This is a genomic window from Ancylobacter koreensis, from assembly GCF_023016525.1.
GTDB classification, from domain to species: domain Bacteria; phylum Pseudomonadota; class Alphaproteobacteria; order Rhizobiales; family Xanthobacteraceae; genus Ancylobacter; species Ancylobacter koreensis.
The window spans coordinates 186,108-211,412 of sequence record NZ_JALKCG010000004.1 but is presented as its reverse complement, the minus strand read 5'-3'; the positions used below and the strand labels follow the sequence as shown (position 1 = coordinate 211,412).

At 68.1% G+C, this 25,305-nt stretch carries 24 protein-coding genes; 6 read left to right on the top strand and 18 right to left on the bottom strand.

The window, feature by feature from the left end; genetic code table 11:
• Positions 1 to 118 precede the first annotated feature (118 nt).
• Together MWN33_RS12445 and MWN33_RS12440 are read right to left on the bottom strand one after the other, a co-directional pair.
• Positions 119 to 568, bottom strand: a complete 450-nt coding sequence (locus MWN33_RS12445) for a hypothetical protein (protein ID WP_247201123.1) — start codon at positions 566 to 568, stop codon at positions 119 to 121.
• A gap of 145 nt (positions 569 to 713) precedes the next feature.
• A complete protein-coding gene (locus MWN33_RS12440) occupies positions 714 to 1,313 on the bottom strand; it encodes a hypothetical protein (protein WP_247201121.1) in 600 nt (199 codons plus the stop codon).
• Between the two features lie 337 nt (positions 1,314 to 1,650).
• Between MWN33_RS12440 and phaC the strand changes: the two genes are divergently transcribed.
• Both phaC and MWN33_RS12430 read left to right on the top strand, forming a co-directional pair.
• The gene (gene phaC / locus MWN33_RS12435) at positions 1,651 to 3,378 is read left to right on the top strand and encodes a class I poly(R)-hydroxyalkanoic acid synthase (RefSeq protein ID WP_425532003.1); all 1,728 of its coding nucleotides are present in this window, start codon (positions 1,651 to 1,653) and stop codon (positions 3,376 to 3,378) included.
• Positions 3,375 to 3,737: a lysozyme inhibitor LprI family protein gene (locus MWN33_RS12430; RefSeq protein ID WP_247201118.1), complete on the top strand. Its 363-nt coding sequence runs from the start codon at positions 3,375 to 3,377 to the stop codon at positions 3,735 to 3,737. Before phaC ends, MWN33_RS12430 begins: the two co-directional genes overlap by 4 nt.
• 10 nt (positions 3,738 to 3,747) lie before the next feature.
• Here the strand turns inward: MWN33_RS12430 and argC are convergent, their stop codons facing one another.
• Complete coding sequence (argC, locus tag MWN33_RS12425) at positions 3,748 to 4,803, bottom strand: N-acetyl-gamma-glutamyl-phosphate reductase (RefSeq protein WP_247201114.1); 1,056 nt, start codon at positions 4,801 to 4,803, stop codon at positions 3,748 to 3,750.
• A 205-nt stretch (positions 4,804 to 5,008) separates the two neighbouring features.
• Between argC and MWN33_RS12420 the strand changes: the two genes are divergently transcribed.
• Together MWN33_RS12420 and parE are read left to right on the top strand one after the other, a co-directional pair.
• Positions 5,009 to 5,293, top strand: a complete 285-nt coding sequence (locus MWN33_RS12420) for a hypothetical protein (protein WP_247201113.1) — start codon at positions 5,009 to 5,011, stop codon at positions 5,291 to 5,293.
• Between the two features lie 129 nt (positions 5,294 to 5,422).
• Complete coding sequence (gene parE, locus MWN33_RS12415) at positions 5,423 to 7,474, top strand: DNA topoisomerase IV subunit B (protein ID WP_247201112.1); 2,052 nt, start codon at positions 5,423 to 5,425, stop codon at positions 7,472 to 7,474.
• Positions 7,475 to 7,504: 30 nt separating this feature from the next.
• Here the strand turns inward: parE and MWN33_RS12410 are convergent, their stop codons facing one another.
• The 4 genes from MWN33_RS12410 to MWN33_RS12395 all read right to left on the bottom strand — a co-directional run bounded on the left by MWN33_RS12410 (position 7,505) and on the right by MWN33_RS12395 (position 12,721).
• Positions 7,505 to 9,589, bottom strand: a complete 2,085-nt coding sequence (locus tag MWN33_RS12410) for an acyltransferase family protein (protein ID WP_247201111.1) — start codon at positions 9,587 to 9,589, stop codon at positions 7,505 to 7,507.
• A gap of 186 nt (positions 9,590 to 9,775) precedes the next feature.
• On the bottom strand, positions 9,776 to 11,545 hold the full coding sequence (locus MWN33_RS12405) for a glycosyltransferase family 2 protein (protein ID WP_247201110.1): 1,770 nt from the start codon (positions 11,543 to 11,545) through the stop codon (positions 9,776 to 9,778).
• Positions 11,546 to 11,610: 65 nt separating this feature from the next.
• A complete protein-coding gene (locus MWN33_RS12400) occupies positions 11,611 to 12,240 on the bottom strand; it encodes a LysE family translocator (RefSeq protein WP_247201109.1) in 630 nt (209 codons plus the stop codon).
• 4 nt (positions 12,241 to 12,244) lie between these two features.
• Entirely contained in the window at positions 12,245 to 12,721 is a 477-nt protein-coding gene (locus MWN33_RS12395) for a GreA/GreB family elongation factor (RefSeq protein ID WP_247201108.1), read from the bottom strand.
• A gap of 221 nt (positions 12,722 to 12,942) precedes the next feature.
• On the opposite strand from MWN33_RS12395, the gene MWN33_RS12390 reads away from it, so the two are divergent.
• On the top strand, positions 12,943 to 14,574 hold the full coding sequence (locus tag MWN33_RS12390) for a DEAD/DEAH box helicase (RefSeq protein WP_247201107.1): 1,632 nt from the start codon (positions 12,943 to 12,945) through the stop codon (positions 14,572 to 14,574).
• On the opposite strand, the gene MWN33_RS12385 is transcribed toward MWN33_RS12390, so the two are convergent.
• The 10 genes from MWN33_RS12385 to MWN33_RS12340 form a co-directional block, all read right to left on the bottom strand.
• A complete protein-coding gene (locus tag MWN33_RS12385) occupies positions 14,561 to 15,409 on the bottom strand; it encodes a mechanosensitive ion channel family protein (protein ID WP_247201106.1) in 849 nt (282 codons plus the stop codon). The genes MWN33_RS12390 and MWN33_RS12385 overlap by 14 nt on opposite strands.
• A 56-nt stretch (positions 15,410 to 15,465) precedes the next feature.
• Positions 15,466 to 15,828, bottom strand: a complete 363-nt coding sequence (locus MWN33_RS12380; RefSeq protein WP_247201105.1) for a TfoX/Sxy family protein — start codon at positions 15,826 to 15,828, stop codon at positions 15,466 to 15,468.
• Between the two features lie 21 nt (positions 15,829 to 15,849).
• Positions 15,850 to 16,236 carry a HesB/IscA family protein gene (locus MWN33_RS12375; RefSeq protein ID WP_247201104.1) on the bottom strand — a complete coding sequence of 129 codons (387 nt, stop codon included), beginning with the start codon at positions 16,234 to 16,236 and terminating at the stop codon, positions 15,850 to 15,852.
• Between the two features lie 285 nt (positions 16,237 to 16,521).
• Positions 16,522 to 16,953, bottom strand: coding sequence for a VOC family protein (locus MWN33_RS12370; RefSeq protein WP_247201103.1), 432 nt, complete (start codon positions 16,951 to 16,953; stop codon positions 16,522 to 16,524).
• Positions 16,950 to 17,324, bottom strand: coding sequence for an SUF system Fe-S cluster assembly protein (locus MWN33_RS12365; RefSeq protein WP_247201102.1), 375 nt, complete (start codon positions 17,322 to 17,324; stop codon positions 16,950 to 16,952). The genes MWN33_RS12370 and MWN33_RS12365 overlap by 4 nt, the downstream gene beginning before the upstream one ends.
• Entirely contained in the window at positions 17,321 to 18,583 is a 1,263-nt protein-coding gene (locus tag MWN33_RS12360) for an aminotransferase class V-fold PLP-dependent enzyme (protein WP_425531999.1), read from the bottom strand. Before MWN33_RS12360 ends, MWN33_RS12365 begins: the two co-directional genes overlap by 4 nt.
• Before the next feature lie 129 nt (positions 18,584 to 18,712).
• Positions 18,713 to 20,026, bottom strand: coding sequence for a Fe-S cluster assembly protein SufD (sufD, locus tag MWN33_RS12355; protein ID WP_247201101.1), 1,314 nt, complete (start codon positions 20,024 to 20,026; stop codon positions 18,713 to 18,715).
• A 10-nt stretch (positions 20,027 to 20,036) separates the two neighbouring features.
• On the bottom strand, positions 20,037 to 20,801 hold the full coding sequence (sufC, locus tag MWN33_RS12350; protein WP_247201100.1) for a Fe-S cluster assembly ATPase SufC: 765 nt from the start codon (positions 20,799 to 20,801) through the stop codon (positions 20,037 to 20,039).
• A gap of 130 nt (positions 20,802 to 20,931) precedes the next feature.
• The gene (gene sufB / locus MWN33_RS12345; RefSeq protein ID WP_247201099.1) at positions 20,932 to 22,407 is read right to left on the bottom strand and encodes a Fe-S cluster assembly protein SufB; all 1,476 of its coding nucleotides are present in this window, start codon (positions 22,405 to 22,407) and stop codon (positions 20,932 to 20,934) included.
• A 123-nt stretch (positions 22,408 to 22,530) separates the two neighbouring features.
• On the bottom strand, positions 22,531 to 23,700 hold the full coding sequence (locus MWN33_RS12340; RefSeq protein WP_247201098.1) for a cysteine desulfurase family protein: 1,170 nt from the start codon (positions 23,698 to 23,700) through the stop codon (positions 22,531 to 22,533).
• Between the two features lie 336 nt (positions 23,701 to 24,036).
• Here MWN33_RS12340 and MWN33_RS12335 point away from each other — a divergent pair, with 336 nt between their 5' ends.
• Entirely contained in the window at positions 24,037 to 24,702 is a 666-nt protein-coding gene (locus tag MWN33_RS12335; protein WP_247201097.1) for an alpha/beta hydrolase, read from the top strand.
• Between the two features lie 81 nt (positions 24,703 to 24,783).
• Here MWN33_RS12335 and MWN33_RS12330 read toward each other — a convergent pair whose 3' ends face one another.
• Entirely contained in the window at positions 24,784 to 25,152 is a 369-nt protein-coding gene (locus MWN33_RS12330; RefSeq protein ID WP_247201096.1) for a hypothetical protein, read from the bottom strand.
• Between the last annotated feature and the right edge of the window lie 153 nt (positions 25,153 to 25,305).

Here is a 25,305-nt window from a genome sequence, read left to right as displayed (position 1 = left end):
CCCTTTTCTCCCGGGGCCGGCATCATGGGCGCTTCATATCACCGTTCGAGCGCCCGCACATCGACCGATGTCAGCCTAAAGGGGCAGAAGAATGGTGCCTGCGCGGGCGCGACGAAGGCTACTGGTCCTGCTCCAGTTCGCGGACCGTCTTCGCCTCGCGCTCGCGGGCGAGCGTCTCCAGATTCTGCTGCAGCTTGGCCGCTTCGTCGGTGGTCAGTGTCGGACGGTCGCCGACCGTGGCGGGCGCGCCGAAGGACGGATAGGTCTTTTCCGCCTCCTTCTGGCGGCCCTTGGGCGCGGGTGCCGCACGCGACGTCGCGTCGCTGCGCCGGCCGGTAGAGGAGGCCGTCGCCGGAGCGGAATCGGTGGGCGGTGTGGGACTCGCCACGTTGGCGGTCTGCGCCGTGTGAGACACGGGCTGCGACGCGAGCGGCGCGGTCTCCACGGAGGAAGTGGCGGGCGCGGCCGGGCTCTCGCCCTCCGCGACGGCGGCGTCGAGCGCCTCGCCGGTCACGATGCCCGAGGGGCCGCCGGACGCCGCGCAGCCGGCCAGCAGAAGCGCCAGCATCAGCACTCCGACCCCGGCTCCCACGCTGCCGTTCTTCGTCCGCGACCCTGCTTTCACCCGACCTCCCGGCAACGCACTCCCTCCGGCCTGTTACGCACTCGCTAGCACCGGATGGCGCGTCTATTATGGCCACCTATGAACGTACCTACCCGCGGGGACAAGCGTTGAGCAATCGACGGATCAGCCGGAAGACGACCACGCCCGCGACGCCGGAGCCCGTCGCGCAGGCCACCACGCCTGCGCCCGCCGCGCCCAAGCGTGCCGCTGGAAAGGCCGCGCCCGCCCATCGCGCCAAGGCTTCCGTCGCGCCCACCGCACAAGAGACGCCACCTGCACCGAAGGCCGCGTCAAAAAGCACGCGCAGGAACGCTTCCCCGGCGAAAACGGACACGGGCAAACCCGCAGCACCGAAGCCCGTGGCGGCAAAGCCCGCCGCAACCAAATCCGCAGCGGCCAAGCCCGCAGCGGCAAAGCCGGCTGCCAAGATGCCATTGACGGCCAAGCCCGCCCCCCTCTCCCGCGCGGACGCCAAGCGGAGCGGCAAAGCACCCGTGACATCGGCACCCATGGAATCGGCACCCGTGAAGCCGCCCCCTGTGAAGCCGGCCCCGGTGAAATCCGCCGCAAAGAAAGCGGCTACCGCCGATTCGCCGCCGACGACGGCCGCGCCGCCTGCCGCGCTACCTGCCGCGACGAAGACCCGCAGCGGCAAGCCCGGCATTTCCAGCGCCCGGCGGGCCGCCATCCGCGCCCGCCTCGGCGTCGCCACGCCGGCACCCGCCCCGGCTGCCGTGGCTCCGGCGCGTGCCGCCGAACCGGTCGCCAAAGCCGCAAAGCCGGCCCCCGCGTCCGCCGCCAAAGCCGCCGCCATCGCCGAGCCGGCGCCTTCACGGCCCGAGATCGCACGCCCAGAGATCGCACAGCCCGAGATCGCACAGCCCGAGATCGCCCGGCCCGAACGCGCGGAGCCTGCCCCCGCTCCGGCCCCGCAGCCTGCCAAGGCGGCGGCTCCGACGGCCGACGCCGCTGCGCCCCGCCCCTCGCCCATCGACCTGGAGGCCTTCGCCGCCAATCTGGCGCGGATGATGGAGGAAGGCGGCCGCGCCATGGCCGCCTATCTGCGCCCGCGCGAGGACGGCCGCATCAAGGACGACGTGGCGGAAGACCTCGCCGACGTCGCCAAGACCGTCGGCAGCGTCGCCGAATACTGGCTCGCCGACCCCCAGCGCACGCTGGAGGCGCAGTCGCGCCTCATCGGCGGCTATCTCGAACTGTGGTCCTCTGCGCTCAAGAAGGCGAGCGGCAAGAAGACCCGCCCGGTGGTCGAGCCGGCCACCCGCGACAGCCGCTTCGCCGATCCGGAATGGAGCAGCAACCCGTTCTTCGACGCCATCAAGCAGGCCTATCTGCTCACCGCCAACTGGGCGGAGGAAATGGTGGAGAAGGCCGAGATAGAGCCGCACACCAAGCACAAGGCGGAGTTCTATGTGCGCCAGATCGCCGGCGCGGTCTCGCCCTCCAACTTCGTGCTGACCAATCCCGAGCTGCTGCGCACCACGCTCGCCACCAATGGCGACAATCTCGTGCGCGGCATGAAGATGCTGGCCGAGGACATCGAGGCCGGCGGCGGCGACCTGAAGATCCGCCAGACCGACAGCTCGAAGTTCCGCGTCGGCGAGAACCTCGCGGTCACGCCGGGCAAGGTGATCTTCCAGAACGAGCTGATGCAGCTCATCCAGTACGCGCCGCAGACCGAGAGCGTGCTGGCGACTCCTGTGGTGATCATCCCACCCTGGATCAACAAGTTCTATGTGCTCGACCTCACCGCCGAGAAGTCCTTCATCCGCTGGGCGGTGGCGAACGGGCTGACGGTGTTCGTGGTGTCCTGGGTCAATCCGGGACCCGAGCTCGCCCGCAAGGGCTTCGAGGACTACATGAAGGACGGCGTGCTGACCGCCTTCGACGTCGCCCGCAAGGCGGCCGGCACCCGGCATCTGCACGCGGTCGGCTATTGCGTCGGCGGTACCATGCTGGCGATGACGCTGGCCTGGCTGGCGGCGGCGGGCAAGGATGCCGGGGTGGCCAGCACCACCTTCCTCACCACGCAGGTCGACTTCACATATGCCGGCGACCTGAAGGTGTTCATCGATGAGGAACAGGTCGCCCATCTCGAACGCAAGATGCTGGAATCGGGCGTCATGGAAGGCCGCCAGATGGCGAACGCCTTCAACATGCTGCGCGCCAACGACCTGATCTGGCCCTATGTGGTGAACAACTATCTCAAGGGGCAGGCGCCGTTTCCGTTCGACATCCTCTACTGGAACGCGGATTCGACCCGGCTGCCGGCGGCCAACCATTCCTTCTATCTGCGCAACTGCTACCTCGATAACCGGCTGGCACAGGGCAGCCTGATGCTCGCCGGCAAGCTGCTGGACCTCAAGCGGATCGACATGCCGATCTACTCCGTGGCGACGCGCGAGGACCATATCGCGCCGGCGGCCTCGGTGTTCCTCGGCGTGCAGCTTCTCGGCAATCCCGGCCGCTTCGTGCTGGCCGGCTCGGGCCATATCGCCGGCGTCATCAACCCGCCGGCGCGCGGCAAGTACCAGTACTGGACCGGCGGCCCGGCGGAGGGGAAGCTGGAGGACTGGATCGCCGGGGCGCAGATGCATCCGGGCTCGTGGTGGCCGGACTGGCTCGACTGGATCGAGCAGCAGGACGGGCGCCGCGTGCCCGCGCGCATCCCCGGCGAGGGTCCCTACCCCGTCATCGAGGACGCGCCCGGCAGCTATGTGAAGGTGAAGGCATGAGCCGCCGCGTCGCCCGTGCGCTCGCCGCCGCCGCGCTCGGCCTGGCGCTGGCCGCAGCCCCGGCCCATGCCGCGAGCTTTGACTGCGGCAAGGCCGGCACGCCGGACGAGCGCGCCGTTTGCGCCGATCCCGCGCTCTCGGCGCTCGACAGCGAGATGGGCGGGCTGTGGTTCGCCTATTCCCGCCTGCCGATGCTGATGGGCGCGAATGGCGTGCGCCATGACGAGGCGCAGGACTTCCTCGCCGCGCGGACGGCCTGCGGCGCGGACAAGGCGTGCCTCGGGGCGCTCTATCGCGCCCGCATCGCCGCGCTGAAGCAGCAGATCACGGCCGCCATCGCCGCGCTGCCGCCGCTTTAGCGCTTCTGTCTCACGGGAACAGCGCGATCTGCTCCAGCCCCGTCGTCTCGGGATAGCCGAGCACGAGGTTCATGTTCTGCACCGCCTGGCCGGAGGCACCCTTGACGAGGTTGTCGGTCGTCGAGACGACGATCACCCGGTCGGGCGCGCGGTCCTGCACCACACCGATGAAGGTCATGTTGGAGCCCTTCACGAAGCGCGACTGCGGCACCTGGCCGAGCGGCAGCACATGCACGAAGGCCTCGCCACGATAGAAATCGGCCAGCACGCGGTGCACCCCCTCGGCGCCGACGCCGGCGCCGGTCTTCAGGTAGATGGTGGCGTAGATGCCCCGGCTCATCGGCACCAGATGCGGCGTGAAGCTCGGTGTGAGGCTGCGCCCGGCCGCCTTGGAGAATTCCTGGTCGAGCTCGGCCATGTGCCGGTGGCTGCCGACGCCATAGGCGTGCATGCCGTCCGTCACCTCGGTGTAGAGCAGGTTCTCCTTGGCCGCTCGGCCGGCGCCGGTGACGCCGCTCTTGGCGTCGACCACGATGCTGTCCGGCTCGATGGCGCCGGCCTCGATCAGCGGCACCACGGGCAGGATGGCGGTGGTGGTGTAGCAGCCGGGATTGGCGACGAGCCGCGCCTTGCGGATGTCGTCCCGGTACAGTTCGACGAGGCCGTAGACGGCCTCCTGCTGCAGTTCCAGAGCCTGGTGCGGGTGGCCGTACCAGCTCTCATAGGCGCCGGCGTCGCGCAACCGGAAGTCGGCGGAGAGATCGACCACCTTCACATGCGGCGCCGTCTCGAACACCTTCTTGATCACGAGCTGCGTGGTGCCGTGCGGCAGCGCGCAGAAGACGAGGTCGACCCCGTTCCACTGCACCTCGTCGATGGTGGTGAGCCGCGGCAGCGCGAAGGGCGCGAATTGCGGGAACACCTCGGCCATGGACTGGCCGGCCTTGCGGTCGGCGGTCAGCGCGACGATCTCCACGCGCGGATGGCGCAGCAGCAGGCGCACGAGTTCCGAGCCCGTATAGCCCGAGGCCCCGAGTATCGCGATCCGCGCATTGCTGTCCGTCATGGTGGCGACCCTTCCTGCTGACGCGCCGGCGGCCCGGATGGGGTCCGCGCGCGTGGACGTGCGGCATTACACCTTCCACATGTCCGGTGGAAGACGGCAGGGCTTCCCCGCACGCATGGCCGCCCCGCCCCGCGCGAGGGAACCGCCGGCCGCTTCCAAAGCTTCCCGTCCGGTTCCCCGGCAGAGGGGAAGACAGGAGCGAGAAATGATGCATCCGCTGACATGGTTCTCGATGGGCATGCAGATGGCGCGGCTCGGCGCCGACATGCAGGTGGTGATGGCCGAGCGCATGAGCCGCATGGCGCGCGGCGACACCGCCGCCGGCATGGAGGCGATGCGCATGGTGAGCGAGAAGGCGCTGGCGCTCGGCGAGGTCAATGCCCGCCTCATGGCTGCCGCCGCTTCGGGGCGGCTGGAGAAGGTCGGCCCCGAAATCGTCGGGCTCTACGGGCGCAAGGTGCGGGCGAACCGGCGGCGCCTGCAGCGCTAGCGTGGCGCTTGACATCGCCTCGCTGCGGGCCTCCATGTTCACGGAGCGTTCCGGTTTCGCGCCATGCCTGCCATAGTGCTATGGAACGCCGAATCGCCCCTTCCGAACGAGACGAGACCGCCCGCGCTCATGTCGAATTCCGACGACCTTTTCGCCGCCCCCACTTCGCCCCGCCCGATCCGCACACCGGCGCGGTCGCCTGCCTCGCGCGGCAGCATCCCCGGCGAAGGCACGCCCGGCGAGGCCGGCTACACCGCCGCCGACATCGAGGTGCTGGAAGGACTGGAGCCGGTGCGCCGGCGGCCGGGCATGTATATTGGCGGCACCGACGAGAAGGCGCTGCACCATCTCTTCGCCGAGGTGATCGACAACTGCATGGACGAGGCGGTGGCCGGCCATGCCAGCTTCATCGAGGTGGAGCTGACGGCCGACGGCTTCCTCACCGTGACCGACAACGGGCGCGGCATCCCCATCGAGCAGCACCCGAAATATCCCGGCAAGTCGGCGCTGGAGGTCATCCTCACCACGCTGCACGCCGGCGGCAAGTTCGACAGCAAGGTCTACGAGACTTCGGGCGGCCTGCACGGCGTCGGCGTTTCGGTCGTCAACGCGCTCTCCGACGTGCTGGAGGTCGAGGTGGCGCGCGGGCAGATGCTGTACCGCCAGACCTATTCGCGCGGAGCGCCGCAAGGGCCGATCCAGGAGGTCGGCCGGGTGCTGAACCGGCGGGGCACTCGGGTGCGCTTCCATCCCGACGCGCAGATCTTCGGCGAGGGCGCCCGGTTCAAGCCGGCGCGGATCTTCAAGATGGCCCGCTCCAAGGCCTATCTGTTCGGCGGCGTCGAGATACGCTGGAGTTGCGACCCGGCGCTGGTCGAGGGCAGCGACGTGCCGCCCAAGGCGGTGTTCCGCTTCCCCGGCGGCCTGAAGGACTATCTGGCCGCCGACCTGGAAGGCCACACGCTGGTCCATCCCGACATCTTCTCCGGCAAGACCCAGCGCCCCGGCGGGCACGGCTCGGCGGAATGGGCGGTGGCTTGGCTGGGCGATGCCGACGGCTCGGTCTCCTCCTACTGCAACACCATTCCGACCGCGGAGGGCGGCACCCATGAGAACGGCCTGCGCGCCGTTCTGCTCAAGGGTCTGCGCGACCATGCCGAGCGCACCGGCGGCGCCAAGCGCGCCGCCATCGTCACGGCGGACGACGTGATGGCCGGCTGCGCGGCCATGCTCTCGGTCTTCGTGCGCGAGCCGGAATTCCAGGGCCAGACCAAGGAGAAGCTGGCGACGGTGGAGGCTGCGCGCATCGTGGAGGGCGCGCTGCGCGACCCGTTCGACCATTGGCTCGCCGGCAACCCGGCGCAGGCCAGCCGCCTGCTTGACTGGGTGGTGGAGCGCGCCGAGGAGAGGCTGCGCCGCCGGCAGGAGAAGGAAATCTCCCGCAAGACCGCCGTGCGCAAGCTGCGCCTGCCCGGCAAGCTGGCGGACTGCTCGAACAATTCGGCGGCGGGGTCCGAACTCTTCATCGTCGAGGGCGATTCGGCCGGCGGCTCGGCCAAGCAGGCACGCGAACGCCAGAGCCAGGCGGTTCTCCCCCTGCGCGGGAAAATCCTCAACGTCGCCAGCGCCGGACGCGACAAGCTCGCGCAGAACCAGCAGCTCGGCGATCTCGTGCAGGCGCTCGGCGCCGGCACCGGCGCTCAGTACCGCGAGGAAGACCTGCGCTACGAGCGCGTGATCATCATGACCGACGCCGATGTCGACGGCGCGCACATCGCCTCGCTGCTCGTCACCTTCTTCTACCGGCAGATGCCGAAGCTGATCGAGAACGGCCATCTCTTCCTCGCCGTGCCGCCGCTCTATCGCATCAGCCAGGGCGCCAAGACGCTCTATGCGCGCGACGAGGCGCATCGCGACGAGCTTCTCAAGAAGGAGTTTTCCGGCCGCGGCAAGGTGGAGATCGGCCGATTCAAGGGCCTCGGCGAGATGATGCCCGCGCAGCTGAAGGAAACCACGATGAGCCGGAAGACGCGCACCCTGCTGCGCGTCACCGTGGCGGAAGCCGAGCGCGCCACCACCGCCGACATCGTGGAGCGGCTGATGGGCAACAAGCCGGAAAGCCGCTTCGCCTTCATCTCCGAACGCGCCGCCTTCGCCAGCGAGCAGTTGCTGGACATCTGACGCCCGGCGGGCGGGGTTTGGCCGGCGGCTTCACAGTGTCGCCAGCATCGCTTCGAAGCTCGGCAGCAGCACGGCGTTCCCATAGCGGCTCAGATGATCGCCGTCGAAGAAGAGTGGCCTGCCATCGGAGAAGGCACTGCACACGTCCCGCGGACATAGAACGGCAGACGGATTCCACACGACGATGGCTGGAACCGCTTCGACGAGTTTGTCGATTGCCTCGCGCGCGGGCAACGCCCGCTGCTCGAACTCGGCGCGGCCCAGATCGAAGCCGGGCCGGCAGGCCGGATTCGATGCGTTGAACCAGTCGGAGCAACGGAACGGGGCCGCCTTGAAAAGCGGCTTCGGCGCCTCGACGACGATCCTCACGCCCCGGGCGACGAGCGGTGCGAAAGTCTTTTCGGCCTCGGCAACCGCTCGCGAGCTCAATGGCTCACGTGGTTCGCTTTTCGACGAGGCATTTGCAGATCCTCGCCATTCCTCGGCAAACCGTGGGACACGTAACGAAGGCAGGAAGACGACATCTCCGGATTTCGCCCGGCTCGTCACATCTTCGACCGCGGCAGCCGCGAAGCGCGCGCACGCGACCGAGGCATCCGCGTTCGCAATGGTCATCCGGAAGAACGGACACCCGGACTTTCTGTAGATGGCGACTTCGTCGCCGGAATTCGCGACGACAGCGGCAAGGAGCGGCCGATACGCGATGGCGTGGGAGTCACCCAATACGTAAATGACCCGGCGAGAGACGCCTTTCGCACAATCCGCTGTCATTAGCAGCCGTTCGCCGCGGGCAAATGCCTCCTGCTCGGACTGCACGCCACATCCGTTCGCCGTATCGAGCGCCTTGATCGGGAGCCAGATATCCGCACGTCGCGTTTCGCTAAGAGACAGCCAGGACTTTGACTGGTTGATGCCGAACGTCACAGCGATGGCCGCGATCAGACCAAGCGCGCCGCCAGCCACGACCATGCCGCTCCGGCCCGATAGCCGGACCGACCGTCGGAACGGCTGCTCCACAAGATGATAGGTCGTAAGCGCGAAAAGAACGGTCATGGCGAGGCCGGACAGCTGTGAGGCGGCGGTGTCCAATCCGACGGTCCATTTCAGAAGCACAAATACCGGCCAATGCCAGAGGTAGAGTGAGTAAGACGTCCGCCCGACATACACGACGGGCCGCCACGAGAGGGCACGCGCCACGCCACAGTCGGGCCGCGCGGTGACAAAGCAGATGAGTGCCGCAGTCGCGGTCACCGGCAGCAACGCCCAGGGAAACGGAAAACGGGCCTCGTCGGCGAACAGGAAAGCCGCAGCGAGAGCCAGGAATGCCACCATGGCCCCCGCATCTGAGCCCCATGTCGGCAGTCGGCGAATCACGCCTGACCAGGCCACAACGGTGACGGCGAGGAGAACCCCCGCGCCCAGCTCCCAAAATCGCGAGAATATTAAATAGAATGCAGCGACTCTGTACCAATACGTTAGAATTATACATAAAATTATAGATAATAATGATAATACACAAAAGTATGAAAAAACGCGCCCTCTCCCATCAGTATTTTTTCGGGACACACACGCAAACCATAACAATGGAAATAAAATATAAAATTGCTCTTCTACAGCGAGAGACCACGTGTGAGTGAACGGATTCAATTCGACAGATGGGGAAAAATAATCATTACCTATGAATATAAGATATAAATTACTTAAACCGACGAGCGCCGCAATACCCGTCCTCTCGTTAGTCTGACTAAGAAAAACAACAGGAATCAATAACGCTGAAAATAAAGCGGTTACAAGCACACAACAGACGAGCGCCGGCACGATCCTCCGGATCCGTCGGGCGTAGAAAAAAGAGAAGAACTGGCCAATGCCATCGAACCGCACTGCCTTGACGGAGGCGGCAACGACAAATCCAGAAATGATGAAAAAGACATCGACACCAACGAAGCCGCCGGGAAGCCATCCTACACCGAGATGAAAGATAATGACGGAGAGAACCGCGACGGCGCGTAGCCCGTCGATCGCCGGAATATAGCCAAGCGGCAGCGCGTCTAGCTGCAGGCCCGAAAGCCAAAAACGAGGCAGCCTGAACGGCTGAAAAACACGCCAATCTGCCATGCAATGTGCCTTTTGAGGATCGAGCCGAGGCTTAAATAGCGGAGCGCCCGGTAATCCGCTGCGTCCGGACCAGAAGCCGCCAAATAATGCGGTCTCCTGAAGACTGTCCACTCCCGCGGCGCAGGCAAGCCCCGTGCCTTCGCCAGCGAGGAACTGCTGGATATTTGACGCCCGGCGGGCGGGTCGTCAGCCGGGGGGCGGCGGGGCGAAGTCGCGGTCGATGATCGCCCTCAGCGCCGGGCGGTAGCGCTCGTCCGCCACCTCCCATGCCGCCTCGCGCACCCGGCGCCCGCTGGCGCGCCGCGCCTCGGCGCTTGCCCCGCTCCACACGCCGTCGGCATGCTGACGGTAGACGCTCATCGGCCGGCGCATGTAGCCGAGCGGGCCGATGCGTTCGAGATGGAAGGCGAGGCCGAACTCGCTCAGCCGGTGGTCGTACAGCACCGGCGGCAGCGCCTGCACGAGGTCGGTGCGGAACATGCAGCACGAAAAATTGGCGATCAGGTTGAGCGTCGGCTCGGCGAGGAAATCGGCGCCGGTCAGCCGCTCGCGGCGCAGCCTGTCCTGCCGCTCCAGCGTGTGGCGCCCGCCCTGCCCGGCCGCCTCGACCTCGATGCGCGAGAACACCATGGAGCAGTCCGGGTTGGCGTCGAGAAAGGCCGATTGCCGCGCCAGCTTCTCACGGTCGTGCCAGAAATCGTCGCCCTCCAGCACCGCACAATAGGTGCCGTCGGCGGCGGCGAAGGCGCGCCGGTAATTCTCCGCGATGCCGCGATTGGTGCCGTCGCCGATCATGTGCACCAGCCAGGGGTATTTCGCGGCATAGGCGCGGGCGATCTCGGCGGTGCCGTCGGTCGAGCCGTCGTCGGCGACGATCACCTCGTGGTGGAAGTCGCCCTGCTGGGCCAGCACGCTGTCGAGCGCGCCGGTGATGAAGCCGGCCTGGTTGTAGCAGACGATCACACTGGTGATGGTCCGGCGCCCGCCATAGCGGCGCAGGATGCGCGTCAGCGGCGGGGGCAGCGGCTCCGAGGCGGTGATGCGAACATGACCGCCCGGCGGATCGTCGCGATAGGTCAGCAGCACCTCGTCGACGAAGACCGGAGGAAAGCGGTGGGCGAATTTGAGGATGAGGTCCCAGTCGCTCAGCCGGCGCAGCGTGACGTCGAAGCCGCCCAGTTCATGGAAGAGATCGATGTGATGGGCGTAGACGCCAAGGTCGATGAAATTGGCGCGCGCCAGCTCGGCGAGGTCGAAGGGCCGGCCCACCACGTCGGGCCAGCTCTCGCGGGCGAAGCAGCCATAGACCGCTCGCGCATGCGGATAGAAAGTGATGCGGCGGGCGAAGGCGTCGAGCAGGCCCGGCGCCAGGATGTTGTCGGAATCGGCATAGGCGATCCATGGATGGCGCGCCGCCGCCAGCGCCGCGTTGCGGGCCACTGCCACGCCGCCATTGGCCGGCAGCGGCAGATAGACGATACGCCCGCTCGCAAGCTCCGGCGCGTAGGCCGCGCGCAGCCAGTCGCCGGTGCCGTCGGTTGAGCCGTCGTCAACGACGATCAGCTCGAAGGCGCGATGCGTCTGCACCAGCACGGAGCGTATGCTCTCGTCGATCACCGCACGCCGGTTATAGGTCGGCATGATCACCGAGAAGGCGATGGCGCCGGTGCCCTCGCCCTCGCCCGGCGGGCGGATGCTGCGCCGCTCGTCGCGCCCCCAGTGGATGTAGTGGCGCAGCGGGTTGAGACTGGAAGCGGCGACATCGGGATGGGCGGCGAGATAATGCACGCCATCGAAAAAGGGCGACGGGCTCAGCCCCTCGCGCCAGCCCGTGCGCAGATAGTGCTTGAGCGGGCGGCGGCCGGCCTCGCGGGCGAGACCGTCGCGCTGGCCGACATACCAGAGCGGGTCGAACAGGCCCGAGGCCTCGATGCGCGCCACCTCGTCCCTGTTCACCCGCCCGCGCGCCCCCGCTGCGCTTTACCCCATGCCGCTATCGTAGCGGCAACGCCCCTGCGCAGCTACCGCCGCTCAAAGGCGAGGCGGGCGGCGAGGCCGAGGAAGATCACCCCGGTGAGGCGCTGGAAGGCGCGGGCAAGATGCGCGCGGCCCGTCAGCCAGCCGCCGATGCGCCCGGCGAAGCCGCCGACTGCCGCGTTCACCAGCGTGCCGCCGACGTTGAATACCGTACCGAGCAGCAGGAACTGCAGGAAGCCGGAGCCGCGCGCGGGATCGACGAATTGCGGCAGGAAGGCGAGGATGAAGACCGCCACCTTGGGGTTCAGCACGTTCACCAGCACCGCCTCGCGGAAGGCGCGCAGCGGCGTGTGGCCACGTCCGCCGGCCGGCGCCAGCGCCAGCCCGGGCGCGCGCAGCGCCTGCACGGCGAGCCAGACGAGATAGGCGACGCCTGCCCAGCGTATGGCCTCGAAGGCGCCGGGATGGGCGGCGAGCAGCGCCGCCAGCCCGAGCGCGGCGGCGAAGACATGGATGAAGCCGCCCACGGCGATGCCGAGGCTCGCCGCGATGCCGGCGCGCGGCCCCGCGCGCATGCCCTGCCCGAGGCAGAACAACATGTCGTTGCCCGGCGTCAGGTTCAGCGCGAGGGCGGCGGGCACGAAGACGAGCAGGGTCTCGGCGGGTACGAGCATGGCTTCACTCCGCCTCCGGCCGGGGATCGACGGCGACGATCTCCATCGTGCCGCCCGGCAGGCTCACCTCGTCGCCGATCCATTTGCCGGTAAGCGCGCGCGCCACCGGCGAGACCCAGGCGATGCGGCCCTCGCGCGGATCGGCCTCGTCCTCGCCGACGACGCGGAAGGCCCGCTGGCCGCCCTTCGCATCCTCCAGCGTCACCCGCATGCCGAAGGTGATGGCTTCGCCCTCCTGCGGCGGGTCGACCGGCTCGGCATTGGCGCGGCGCGCGCTCCAGTAGCGCAGTTCGCGCGAGGCGGCCGAGACGGCATCGCGCTCCCCGCGCGCGCCGGCGGCGGCCAGCGCCTCGCGATGGCGCGCCACTTCGGCGTCGATCAGAGCGAGACCGCGCCGCGTGACGAGGTTGCGATTGGTGCTCACCGGACGTTCGGGAAGCGAATCGGCGCCGCTGTCTTCCTTCACGAATGCGCGGCTCATCGCGCTACCTGCCTTCCCCCGCCGCCCGCGCCGGGCCGCAAACGCACCGGAAGGCTCTTGACAGCGGCAAAACACGTTGACTTCTCGGGCGTTGCGCCTATGGTGCAACGCGTCGTCCGATCCTATCCGACTGATGCGCTCCGCGCGACGACGAAGCAGCCTTCCCACGGTTACGGCCCGAGGAAACGGCAAGCGGTGCGCGGCCGTAGAATTGATCCCAGATGCTTTTTAATGAACTGGGCCTGAGCGACAAGGTGCTCTCGGCCGTCGCGGATGCAGGTTATACCGAGCCGACGCCTATCCAGGCGCAGGCCATTCCCCACGTGCTCGCCCGGCGGGACGTGCTGGGTCTGGCGCAGACCGGCACCGGCAAGACCGCGGCCTTTACCCTGCCCATGCTGACCCTGCTGGAGCAGGGCCGCGCCCGGGCCCGCATGCCGCGCACGCTCATCCTTGAGCCGACGCGCGAGCTTGCCGCCCAGGTGGAAGAGAATTTCGTCAAATACGGCAAGAACCACAAGCTGAACGTGGCCCTGCTGATCGGCGGCGTCTCGTTCGGCGACCAGGACGCCAAGCTGCTGCGCGGCGTCGACGTGCTGATCGCCACGCCGGGCCGCCTGCTCGATCATGTCGAGCGCGGGCGCCTGCTGCTGTCGGGCATCGAGATCCTCGTCATCGACGAAGCCGACCGCATGCTCGACATGGGCTTCATCCCCGACATCGAGCGCGTCTGCAAGCTGGTGCCGTTCACCCGCCAGACGCTGTTCTTCTCGGCCACCATGCCGCCGGAAATCCAGCGCCTCGTCGCGCAGTTCCTGTCGAACCCGGTGCAGATCGAGGCCTCGCGCCCCTCCTCCACCGCCTCGACCATCACGCAGCTGCTGGTCGCCTCCGCCAAGGAGGACTATGCCAAGCGCGACACGCTTCGCCGGCTGATCAACGAGGCCGAGAGCCTCCAGAACGGCATCATCTTCTGCAATCGCAAGAGCGAGGTGGCGGTGGTGCACAAGTCGCTGCTGCGGCACGGCTTCAAGGCCGTCTGCCTGCACGGCGACATGGACCAGCGCTCGCGCATGCAGGCACTCGACCAGTTCCGCACCGGCGAGGCGACGCTGCTGGTGGCGTCCGACGTCGCGGCGCGCGGGCTCGACATTCCCGCCGTGAGCCACGTGTTCAACTACGACACGCCGCACCACGCCGAGGACTATGTGCACCGCATCGGCCGCACCGGCCGCGCCGGGCGCGCCGGGGCCGCCTTCACCATCGTGACGCCGGCCGAGACCAAATCGCTCGCCGCCATCGAAAAGCTGATCGGCAAGCCGATCGAGTGGATGGAAGGCTCCTCACTCGACGCCCTTCCCCCTGCCGAGCCGCGCGCCCGTGGCGGACGCGAGCGTGGCGAACGTTCCGAACGCGGCGAGCGTGGCGGGCGCGGACGCGAGACCGGCCGGGATTCCGGACGCGAGGAACGCGGCGAGCGCCGTGGCGCCCGCCCGGCCCGCCGCCGCGACACCGAGCCGACGCCGGAAGCGGCCGAGGAGATCGCCGCCGCGCCTGTCGAGACCGCGAGCGAGCGCCCCGTGCGCTCCCGCCGTCGCGGCAAGGATGGCGAGACGGCGGCCTCCGCAGCGCCCGCGACGCGGGAACCGCGCGAGGCTCTCGAGCCGCGTGAACAGCGTCCGCCGCGCGAGCGCGGCCGCGACAAGGCGCCCGCCCCCGCCGCCGCCCCGGCCCGCGCGCCGGTGACGCCGCTGACCCACCGCCGCAGCGAGCGAAACCCGGCGGACGAGCCGGCGGACACCTCGCACCTGCCGGCCTTCCTGCTGCGCCCGGTAAAGATCAAGGCGGGCTGAGCGGCGCGCCGGCACGCGCTGCCGGCGCCTCCCTGTTCCCATCATGGCCATTGGCCACCGGCGCGACGTCGCGCGGGATATCCCGCATACGGGTGATCTCGCGCAGCCGCGCGATCAGGTCGGCGCGTACGCCGCCGGCATCCCCGCTCGACGCCCATCCCGAGAAATTCACCTCCACCCGATCCAGCGCCATCTTCACGATGCTGGCCGACGGGCCGGGCTCCTTGCGCACGCGTGGATCGGAGCGCAGGAAGGCGAGCCCTTCCGCCAGCACCCGCTCGATATCGGCGTCGGGCTTCAGCTCCAGCGCGAAGGCAAAGCTGCGCTCGCCATAGACCGACTTGTTGACGATGGGCGAACCCCAGACGCGCCCGTTCGGCATCAGCACCTGGATATTGTCGCCGGTGGCGAGTTCGGTGGTGAACAGCGACAGGCCCTTTACCGTGCCGGCCTGCCCGCCGACCTCCACCGCATCGCCGATGCGGAAGGGGCGGAACAGCAGCAGCATGACCCCCGCCGCGACATTGCTGAGCGTGCCCTGCAAGGCGAGGCCGATGGCGAGCGAGGTGGCGCCCAGCACGGCGATGAGGCTGGTGGTCTGGATACCGAAGCGCTGCAGCACGGCGACGCCGACGAAGACCAGTATGGCGTAGCGCGCGATGCTGGCGAGGAAGCCGACCACCGTGGCGTCGACCCGGTGCGTGCTCTCCAGCCCGCGCGTCACCAGCCGCTCGACGAGGCCGGCCGCCCACCAGCCGAGGAGTATCAGCCCGAGCGCGTAGAGGATGTTCAGCCCGTAGAGGACGAAGAGATTGCCGAGCTCTTCCAGATTCATGCCGCGTGCTCCCTGAAGGATGTCCCTCAGGGGCAACGGCTCAGGCGCCGCGAGGTTCAGCGGCGGGCGCGGCTTCGTGCCGGCGTGCGGCGCGGCGGCGCCACGGCGGCGGCCGCGCGGGCGACATTCAGCGCCCGGCGGGCCAACTCGGCGGCGGCGTCCGTGTCGTCGAGCGCCGCCTCGGGCAGCGACCAGAAGCCGAGCGTGACGGTGCGGCCCTGCCGCTCATAGGCGAAGATGCGCGCGCCCCCGGCTTCGAGCTGCGCGGCGAGGCCGGCATCGGTCTTGAGATAGATCGTCTCGTCCACCGCGATGGCGAACATCAGCCCGTCGGCATAGAGGCCGAGCCCGCCGAACATGCGTCGGCAGCGCACCGGGCCGAAGGCGGCGAAGATGTCGGCGACCGCCGCCTCGTCCATCCCTTGCCCGCCTCGTCGCGATCAGGCGCCGGCGCCGGCCGGCTCAGGCTGCACCGGCGTGATGGCGACCGATTCGCCGCAGCCGCAGGCCGAGGTCTGGTTCGGATTGTTGAACACAAACTGGGCGGAGAGCTTGTCGGCCTTGAAGTCCATCTCGGTGCCGAGCAGGTACAGGATCGCCTTGGGGTCGATCAGCACCTTGACGCCCTTGTCCTCGATCACCTCGTCGAAGCGGCCCGCCGCCTCGGCGAATTCCATCGTGTATTCCATGCCGGCGCAGCCGCCGTTCTTCACGCCGACGCGCAGGCCCAGCACGGGCTTGTCGGACCGGGCGATGACCTGCCGCACGCGCTCGGCGGCGGCCTCGGTCAGCGTCATCACAGCGGGACGGGGGCGGGGCTGGCTCATGATCTCGTCTCCTAATCGACGCCGGTTCAAGGCCGGCGGATCGGTACCGTCTAAGATGGGGCAGTCGACCGCCCGACACAAGATCGCCCTGCGCGCAGCAGGCAGGCGGCTGAAGCGTCTTCAGCCGAAAGAGTCTGGCGCTGGGTCCCGGATCGGCGCTTCGCCTGCGGCGCCGCTGGTCTGGGACACAGGATCCTACCGTTTCCCGGACAAGCTGCGCACAGCGCGGCGCCGATCCGGGACCCAGCGAAAACCCTTCGGCAAACCCTCCTGCCGCCCACCGCCTCAATAATTCGGCCACAGGCCCGGCGTCGCCAGCTCGACGAGGTGGCCGTCGGGATCGCGGAAATACAGGCTCACGCCGCCGCCCTGCCAGTCGACGCGGCTCTCGATAGCGACGCCCTGCACCGCGAGGTGCTGCTCCCAATGCGCGAGCGACCCCGCCGGGATCGCCAGCGCGTAGTGCAGCGGACCGTGGCCGTCATGCGGTGGAATGGTGCCGCCTTCCATCGCCACGGGCTCGCGCGTCGCCCCGCGCAGGAACAGCAGCAGCACGCTGCCCGGACCGGCGTCATAGGCGCAGAAGCGCGCATCGGCGATCATCGGCTTAAGGCCGAGCACGCGCTCGTAGAAGGCGCGCGCCCGGTCGAGGTCGTCGACATAGAGGCCCGTCTCCAGGACGCCGGACAGCGGCGGGAAGGCGGGCACCTCGCTCACCAGAGGTTCAGCGCCAGCCGCGCTTCCTCGGACATCCGCCCCTGGTCCCAGGGCGGGTCGAAGGTGAGGTTGACGGTGACGCCGGACACGCCGCCGACGCTCGCCACCGCACCTTCCACCATGCCGGGCAGTTCGGCGGCGGACGGGCAGTTGGGCGTCGTCAGCGTCATCTCGACGGCCACCTGCCGGTCGTCGGCGATATCGACCTTGTAGATCAGGCCGAGCTCATAGATGTCGACCGGGATTTCCGGGTCGTAGACGGTCTTGAGCGCGGTGACGATCTCGTCGGTCAGCCGCTCCAGCTCCGCCTCCGGGATGCCGGATTCGACCGCCGGCACATTCGGGCCTTCAGACGTCTGGGTTTCGCTCATGCGAAAAGATCCTGAGCCTTGATGAGGGCGTCGGCAAGCGCGTCGACTTCCTCATGGGTGTTATAGAGCGCGAACGACGCCCGGCACGTCGCCGTGACACCATATCGCCCCAGAAGCGGCATCGCGCAATGGGTGCCGGCGCGCACGGCGATGCCGGCGCGGTCGATGACGGTGGCGATGTCGTGCGGATGCGCGCCCTTCACGTCGAAGGCGAAGATGGCACCCTTGCCCGGCGCGTCACCGTAGATCTGCACGGAATTGATCCGCGACAGGCGCTCGCGGGCATAGGTGCCGAGCGAGGCCTCGTGCGCGGCGATGCGTTCGCGCCCGAGGCTTTCCATATAGGCCAGCGCCTCGCCGAGGCCGATCGCCTGCACGATGGGCGGCGTGCCGGCCTCGAAGCGGTGCGGCGGCTCGCCATAGGTCACACCGTCCTCGGTGACGGTGCGGATCATCTCGCCGCCGCCCTCATAGGGGGGCATCTTCTCCAGCAGCGCGCGACGGCCGAAGAGCACGCCGATGCCGGTCGGCCCGTAGAGCTTGTGGCCGGTGATGCCGTAGAAGTCGACGCCGAGCTCCTGCACGTCGACCGGCATGTGCACGGCGGCCTGCGCGCCGTCGACCACCACCAGCGCACCCACGTTGTGGGCGAGCCGGGCGATCTCCCTGATCGGCGTCACCGTGCCGAGCACGTTCGACATGTGGGTGACGGCGACGATCTTGGTGCGCTCGTTGAGCAGGCCCTTGTAGGCCTCCATGTCGAACGAGCCGTCCTGCGTCACCGGCACCCAGCGGATCACCGCGCCCTTGCGTTCGCGCAGATAGTTCCACGGCACGATGTTGGAGTGGTGCTCCATGATGGAGAGCACGATCTCGTCGCCCTCCTTGATCGACTGGCCGAGCGAGGAAGCGACCAGATTGATGGCGCCGGTCACCGAGCGGGTGAAGATCACCTCGTCGAGCGAAGGCGCGTTGAGGAAGGCGCGGCAGCGCTCGCGCGCCTGCTCATAGGCTTCGGTCATCGCGTTGGCGAGGTAGTGCAGCCCGCGATGGACGTTGGAATATTCGTTCTCATAGGCGAAGCGCATGCGGTCCAGCACCTGCACCGGCTTCTGCGCCGAGGCGGCATTGTCGAGATAGACCAGCTTCTTGCCGTAGACCGGCTTGTGCAGGATCGGGAAATCCTGTCGCACGCGCTCGACGTCGTAGCTGCCGTCGGCGACGGCGGGGTGGATGGTGGTCATGGCTTCACCCGTCATGGACGACATTCTCAGTATGCCGTCATGCCCGGGCTTGCCCCGGGCATCCACGCCTTACGCGTGGAAGAAAGACGTGGATGGCCGGGTCAAGCCCGGCCATGACGATCCTGATGCGGTTGCGCAACGACCTCAGCCGCGCGCCTTCAGCCAGCCTTCGGCACGCTCCAGCAGCGCCTCGCGCAGCCCGTCATGCTCGACGGTCTCCACCGCCTCGCCGACAAAGGCCTGCACGAGAAGGCTCTGTGCCTCGGTGAGCGGAATGCCGCGCGCGCGCAGGTAGAACAGCAGTTCGTCGTCGATGGCGCCGCAGGTCGCGCCATGGCCGCACTGCACGTCGTCGGCGAAGATCTCCAGCTCCGGCTTGTTGTCCATCTCGGCGTCGTCGCCGAGCAGCAAGGCGCGGCTCATCATCCGCCCGTCGGTCTTCTGTGCCGCCTGGCGGACCACGATCTTGCCCTGGAAGACGCCGCGCGACGTGTCGTCGAGTACCGTCTTGAACAGCTCGCGGCTCTCGCAGCCCGGCGCCTGGTGGTCGACGAACAGCGTCGCGTCGTTGTGCTGGCGGTCCTTCAGCAGGCTCGCGCCGTTGAAGCCCACCGCGCTACCCTCGCCCGACAGCGTGGCGTAGAGCGAGGTGCGCGCCACCGCCGCGCCGCTGGCGAGGGTGAAGGCGTGAACCTGCGCCTGCCGGCCAACGTCGAACAGCAGGGTGGCGAGGTGGAAGGCACCCGCGCCGTCCTCCTGCAGCCGCACCACGTCGAGATGCGCCTCGTCGCCGACCACGAACTCGGTGGCGGCGTTGGCCTGGTAGGCGAGGCCCTGCGGCCCCTCGAAGCTCTCGGCATAGGTGAAGGACGCGCCCGCGCCGACCACGACCAGCGAGCGGGCATAGCTCGCCGCCGCACTCTCCCCGGCGAAGACATGCGCCACATGCACCGGGCGCTCGATCTTCGCGCCGGGCGCCACGACGATGACCACGCCGTCCTTGGCCAGCGCGGTGTTCAGCGCCAGCGAGGCGTCGTAGCGGCCGGGCAGGATGCCGCCGAGCCGGCTCAGCACCTCGTCGCCGGAGGCGAGTGCGGCGGAAAGCGTGGTGAGGCGCAGCCCCTCTTCCAGACCGGCGAGGTCGGAGAGCTCGGGCACGACGGCGCCGTTGGCGACGACGATGCGGCGGGCCTCGACTCCGCGCAGAAGCCTCGCGGCGGCATCGGCCTGCGCCACCGCGGCGGGGCCGGCGAGCGGCACCGCCTCGCGCATCAGCGTGCGCAGGTCGGTGTATTTCCACTCCTCGACGCGCCGGTGCGGCAGGCCGTGCTCCTCGAAGGATCGGGCGGCGGCACGGCGCAGGTCGGCGAGCCGGTCGCCGCCAGCGGGCAGTCCGCCGAGGGAGGCGAGGATCGCCTGCTCGGCCGGGGTCCGTATCGGACGGATGTCAGCGTTCATCGCCCGGTCCTCACGCCGCGTCCTGCTGGTACTCGGCATAGCCGTTGGCTTCCAGCTCCAGCGCCAGTTCCTTGCCGCCCGAGCGCACGATGCGGCCCTTGTGCATGACATGCACGAAGTCCGGCACGATGTGGTTCAGCAGGCGCTGATAATGGGTGATGACGATCATTGCGCGGTCGGGCGAGCGCAGGGCGTTGACGCCCTCCGAGACGACCTTCAGCGCGTCGATGTCGAGGCCGGAATCGGTCTCGTCAAGGATCGCCACCTTCGGCTCCAGAACGGCCATCTGCAGGATCTCGGCGCGCTTCTTCTCGCCGCCGGAGAAGCCGACATTGACGCCGCGCCGCAGCATGTCCTGGCTGATGCCGAGGCCGGCCGCCTTGTCCTTCACAAGGCGCAGGAAGTCGGGCGTGGAGATTTCCTCCTCGCCGCGCTTCTTGCGCTGGGCGTTCAGCGCCGAGCGCAGGAAGGTCATGGTGGCGACGCCGGGCACCTCGACCGGGTACTGGAAGGCGAGGAACACGCCCTTGGCGGCGCGCTCGTCGATTTCCATCTCCAGGAGGTCCTCGCCGTCGAGGCTCACCGAGCCGTCTGTGACTTCGTAGTCGTCCTTGCCGGCGAGGATGTAGGAGAGCGTCGACTTGCCGGAGCCGTTCGGCCCCATGATGGCGTGCACCTCGCCGGGGTTCACCTTCAGCGAGAGACCCTTGAGGATCTCCTTGCCGTGTTCACCGTCGATCTTGGCGTGCAGGTTATCGATTTCGAGCAGGGCCATGTCATTTGTTCCGTTGTCTTGAACCCGATCCGTGGATGGCCGGATCAAGTCCGGCCATGACGAATGCGAGGGTTCTGAATGATCCGACGTCATGCCCGGGCTCGACCCGGGCATCCACGACTTGAACGCGTCAGCCCACCGAGCCTTCGAGGCTCACCGCGATCAGCTTCTGCGCTTCCACCGCGAATTCCATGGGAAGCTGCTGGAGCACGTCCTTGACGAAGCCGTTGACGATCAGCGCCGTCGCCTCCTCGGGATCGAGGCCGCGCTGGCGGCAGTAGAAGAGCTGGTCGTCGGAGATCTTCGAGGTGGTCGCCTCGTGCTCGAACTGCGCGGAGGAGTTCTTGCTCTCGATGTAGGGCACGGTATGTGCGCCGCACTTGTCGCCGATGAGCAGGCTGTCGCAATTGGTGAAGTTGCGCGCGCCGGTCGCCTTGCGATGCGCCGAGACGAGGCCGCGATAGGTGTTGTCGGAGTGCCCGGCAGCGATGCCCTTGGAGATGATGCGGCTCGACGTGTTCTTGCCGAGATGGATCATCTTGGTGCCACTGTCGACCTGCTGGTAGCCGTTCGAGATGGCGATGGAATAGAACTCGCCCTGCGAATTGTCGCCGCGCAGGATGCAGCTCGGGTACTTCCAGGTGATCGCCGAGCCGGTCTCGACCTGCGTCCACGAGATCTTCGAGCGGTCGCCCCGGCAGTCGCCGCGCTTGGTGACGAAGTTGTAGATGCCGCCCTTGCCGTCCTTGTCGCCGGGGTACCAGTTCTGGACGGTGGAGTACTTGATCTCGGCGTCGGCCAGCGCGACCAGCTCGACCACGGCGGCGTGGAGCTGGTTCTCGTCGCGCTGCGGGGCGGTGCAGCCTTCGAGATAGCTCACATAGGCGCCCTCGTCGGCGATGATGAGCGTGCGCTCGAACTGGCCAGTGTTGCGCTCGTTGATGCGGAAATAGGTCGACAGCTCCATCGGGCAGCGCACGCCCTTGGGCACGTACACGAAGGAGCCGTCGGAGAACACCGCCGAGTTCAGCGTGGCGAAGTAGTTGTCCGTCACCGGCACCACCGAGCCCAGATACTTGCGCACCAGCTCGGGATATTCGCGGATGGCCTCGGAGATCGGCATGAAGATGACGCCGGCCTTGGCGAGCTCTTCCTTGAAGGTGGTCGCCACGGAGACGCTGTCGAACACCGCGTCGACCGCCACCTTCGAGCCGCCGGTGCTCTCGATGCCGAGCAGCGCGTCACGCTCGCGCAGCGGGATGCCGAGCTTCTCGTAGGTCTTGAGGATTTCAGGATCGATATCGTCGATGGAGAGCTGCGTCGGCCGCTTGGGCGCCGAATAGTAATACAGGTCCTGATAGTCGATGCGGGGATAGCTCACCCGCGCCCATTCCGGCTCCTGCATGGTCTGCCAGCGGCGAAACGCCTCCAGCCGCCATTCCAGCATCCATTCCGGCTCGTCCTTCTTGGCCGAAATGAAGCGAACCGTGTCCTCGTTCAGGCCCTTGGGGGCCTTCTCGGACTCGATATCCGTGAAGAACCCGTACTTGTACTGATCGACATCTAAGGAGCGGACCTGGTCCACTGTCTCCTGTACGGCCGGCATCGTCTCATCTCCTCTCCCACGCGGGGTCAAGGCCCGCGGGTCAGGTCAACATTTGCCGGCGGCCATCAAGGCAACGGCCGCCCGGCTTCTTCACGCGCCGCGCAGGCGCGGCTCACTCACGTCTCACGCCGCCGCGCGGCGGCGCAAAAGCCCCGGCAGCACGCGGCGGAAAACGCCGAGTGCCCGGTCGACATCCTCTTCGCCGCTCGACCAGCCCAGCGACAGCCGGATCGCCGAACGCGCGATGCGCTCGGAAACGCCCATCGCCGACAGCACATGCGAGGCCGCGACCTTGCCCGACGAGCAGGCCGCGCCCGCGCTCGCCGCTACGCCCGCCAGATCGAGGGCGATCACGAAGGTCTCCGCCGGAACGCCCGGCAGGGCAATGCACGAGGTGTTCGGCAGGCGATCGACATCGCCGACGAGCAGCACGAGCTCAGGGAACTCGCACCTTAGAGCGTCTTCAAGCCTTTCGCGCAAGGCTTGAATGCGCCCGCGCTCGGCGTCCACAAGGGCGCCCGCGCGCTCGGCCGCCGCCCCGAAGGCGGCGATGGCGGGCACGTTCTGACTGCCGGCGCGCAGGCCCCGCTCCTGCCCGCCGCCGGCGAACACCGCAGCAGGACGCAGATCGGGGTCAGCGAGCACCAGCGCGCCCGCACCGGGCGCCCCGCCCAGCTTGTGCGCGGAGAGCGAAATCAGGTCGGCGCCGAGCGCTGCCAGCGACACCGGGATGCGCCCGGTCGCCTGCACCGCATCGCTGTGCACCAGCGCGCCATGGGCATGGGCCCGGCGCGCCACCTCGGCGACCGGCTGGATCACGCCGGTCTCGTTGTTCGCCACCATCACCGAGATCAGCATGCGACGGCCGGCGGCGGCATGGCGCGCCAGCGCGGCATCGAGCGCATCAAGGCGCACGCGCCCGCGCGCATCGACCGGCAGCACCTCGACCTGCTCGGCGGCAAAGCGATGGCCGCGCAGAACAGCCGAATGCTCGACGGCGCTCACCAGCAGCACGTCGAGGGACAGCGCCTCCTCGCCGCGCCTGTAGTGCGGCGTCAGGGCGAGCGTGTCGGCCTCGGTGCCGCAGGAGGTAAAGATGACGCCGCGCGGATCCGCCCCGACCAGCGCCGCCACGCGGGCACGCGCGGCCTCCATCGTCGCCCGCGAGGCCCGCCCCTCGCCATGCACGGACGAGCCGTTGCCGGTGGCGTCGAGCGCCGCCAGCAGCGCCGCCCGGGCTTCCGGGCGGATGGGCGAGGTCGCGTTATGGTCGAGATAGGTGCGTTCGTTCATCGTCTCGGGGGCTCGAATTCGCGGAAGCCTTCCCTATATAGGAAGCCGTCGCGCCGTCTGCCCGTCCTTTCCGCTATATGCTTGCAAAATCAGGCGGTGTCCTTCATAGCTTGGCGTCCATTGCCTTCGAAGGGGCGAGCTGGCGGGCAGGTTGAGTGCGACGCCGATGCAACCCGACGTTGGATATTAGAATTATTCTAATAAGTTAGGGTTCCGACCCTATGTCGTCAAGGCGTCTGCGGCATGGCCGTCCCTTGGGACACGCGCCGGTCGCGCTTGATCCGGCACTGCCCGACGGACGATCCCTGCCCCGCCGCATTCAAGGTCACGAGCTTCATGCCTGAGGTCATCTTCACCGGCGAGAAGGGGCGGCTCGAAGGCCGCTACCAGCCGGCCAAGCAGCGCCACGCGCCCATCGCCATCATCCTGCACCCGCACCCGCAGTTCGGCGGCACGATGAACAACCCGGTGGTCTACAACCTCTATTACCAGTTCGTGAATCGCGGCTTCTCCACGCTGCGCTTCAACTTCCGGGGCGTCGGCCGCAGCCAGGGTACGTTCGACCACGGCCAGGGCGAGCTGGCGGACGCCGCCGCAGCGCTCGACTGGGCGCAGTCGATAAACCCGGACGCGCGCGCCTGCTGGATCGCCGGCTTCTCTTTCGGCGCCTGGATCGGCATGCAGCTGCTGATGCGCCGCCCGGAGGTGGAGGGCTTCATCTCCATCGCCGCGCCGGCCAATCTCTACGACTTCTCCTTCCTCGCCCCCTGCCCGTCCTCCGGCCTGTTCGTGCATGGCGACAAGGACGCGGTGGCGCCGTTCTCCTCCGTCACCAGCCTCGTCGAGAAGCTGAAGACGCAGAAGGGCATCGTCATCGACCAGCAGACCGTGCCGGGCGCCAACCACTTCTTCGACGGCAAGACCGAGGAACTGATGGAAGTCGTCGGCGCCTATCTCGACAAGCGCCTGCCCGAGACCGCCAAGAAGACCAGCGCGGCGTAAATCTGCGCAGTCCTGATGTCCCCGACACACAAAAAAGCCCGGCTTCGTGCCGGGCTTTCTGCATTCGGGGGGAAGCGGGGCTCAGTTGAGCACGAGACGGGCCGGGTTGGTCACCGTCACGAAATCGCCGCGGCGGGCGATCTCGACGGTGCGGGTGGCGCCATCGGCGGCGCCCGGCACGGAGAAGCTGACGGCCTGCTCGGGCTGCAGCGTGGCGGCGACGCGGACCGGCGCGCCGTCGGCGACGCTCAGCGTGGCGACGACGTGATAGCCGTCGCTCTCGGCGGTGTAATAGGCGACGCCGCTGACATAGCCGAGCTGGATCTTCTCGGCGGTGGCGGGACGCAGGCCCGCCTGCTTGTCGGCGGCGCGGACGGGGGCGACGATGGCGACGGCAATGAGGCCGCCGGCGACGGCGAGCGGGAGAAGATCGCGGGTGAAGCTGCGCATCTAGGGGGCTCCAAGTTCTGTCCAGGCGTGTTGATGGGGAAGCTGCCTGCCTGGCGAGCCGGACTTCCGGGAGCCCCTAATCTAGCTGGGATATTGTGCACCGCATCATCAGATTTTGCATCGCACTAATGCGTTTCAGGAATACTGCGACAT

Coding starts and splice junctions, on each gene's coding strand:
- phaC (WP_425532003.1), top strand. CDS start 1,651: ATGATGGAGGAAGGCGGCCGCGCCATGGCCGCCTATCTGCGCCCGCGC.
- MWN33_RS12395 (WP_247201108.1), bottom strand. CDS start 12,721: ATGAGCCGCGCATTCGTGAAGGAAGACAGCGGCGCCGATTCGCTTCCC.
- MWN33_RS12420 (WP_247201113.1), top strand. CDS start 5,009: ATGATGCATCCGCTGACATGGTTCTCGATGGGCATGCAGATGGCGCGG.
- sufB (WP_247201099.1), bottom strand. CDS start 22,407: ATGCCGGCCGTACAGGAGACAGTGGACCAGGTCCGCTCCTTAGATGTC.
- MWN33_RS12340 (WP_247201098.1), bottom strand. CDS start 23,700: ATGAACGAACGCACCTATCTCGACCATAACGCGACCTCGCCCATCCGC.
- MWN33_RS12430 (WP_247201118.1), top strand. CDS start 3,375: ATGAGCCGCCGCGTCGCCCGTGCGCTCGCCGCCGCCGCGCTCGGCCTG.
- sufD (WP_247201101.1), bottom strand. CDS start 20,026: ATGAACGCTGACATCCGTCCGATACGGACCCCGGCCGAGCAGGCGATC.
- MWN33_RS12410 (WP_247201111.1), bottom strand. CDS start 9,589: ATGGCAGATTGGCGTGTTTTTCAGCCGTTCAGGCTGCCTCGTTTTTGG.
- MWN33_RS12375 (WP_247201104.1), bottom strand. CDS start 16,236: ATGAGCCAGCCCCGCCCCCGTCCCGCTGTGATGACGCTGACCGAGGCC.
- MWN33_RS12330 (WP_247201096.1), bottom strand. CDS start 25,152: ATGCGCAGCTTCACCCGCGATCTTCTCCCGCTCGCCGTCGCCGGCGGC.
- MWN33_RS12440 (WP_247201121.1), bottom strand. CDS start 1,313: ATGGCGGCCCGCCGGGCGCTGGAAATGCCGGGCTTGCCGCTGCGGGTC.
- parE (WP_247201112.1), top strand. CDS start 5,423: ATGTCGAATTCCGACGACCTTTTCGCCGCCCCCACTTCGCCCCGCCCG.
- argC (WP_247201114.1), bottom strand. CDS start 4,803: ATGACGGACAGCAATGCGCGGATCGCGATACTCGGGGCCTCGGGCTAT.
- MWN33_RS12365 (WP_247201102.1), bottom strand. CDS start 17,324: ATGAGCGAAACCCAGACGTCTGAAGGCCCGAATGTGCCGGCGGTCGAA.
- sufC (WP_247201100.1), bottom strand. CDS start 20,801: ATGGCCCTGCTCGAAATCGATAACCTGCACGCCAAGATCGACGGTGAA.
- MWN33_RS12385 (WP_247201106.1), bottom strand. CDS start 15,409: ATGAATCTGGAAGAGCTCGGCAATCTCTTCGTCCTCTACGGGCTGAAC.
- MWN33_RS12390 (WP_247201107.1), top strand. CDS start 12,943: ATGCTTTTTAATGAACTGGGCCTGAGCGACAAGGTGCTCTCGGCCGTC.
- MWN33_RS12380 (WP_247201105.1), bottom strand. CDS start 15,828: ATGGACGAGGCGGCGGTCGCCGACATCTTCGCCGCCTTCGGCCCGGTG.
- MWN33_RS12360 (WP_425531999.1), bottom strand. CDS start 18,583: ATGACGGGTGAAGCCATGACCACCATCCACCCCGCCGTCGCCGACGGC.
- MWN33_RS12335 (WP_247201097.1), top strand. CDS start 24,037: ATGCCTGAGGTCATCTTCACCGGCGAGAAGGGGCGGCTCGAAGGCCGC.
- MWN33_RS12445 (WP_247201123.1), bottom strand. CDS start 568: ATGCTGGCGCTTCTGCTGGCCGGCTGCGCGGCGTCCGGCGGCCCCTCG.
- MWN33_RS12400 (WP_247201109.1), bottom strand. CDS start 12,240: ATGCTCGTACCCGCCGAGACCCTGCTCGTCTTCGTGCCCGCCGCCCTC.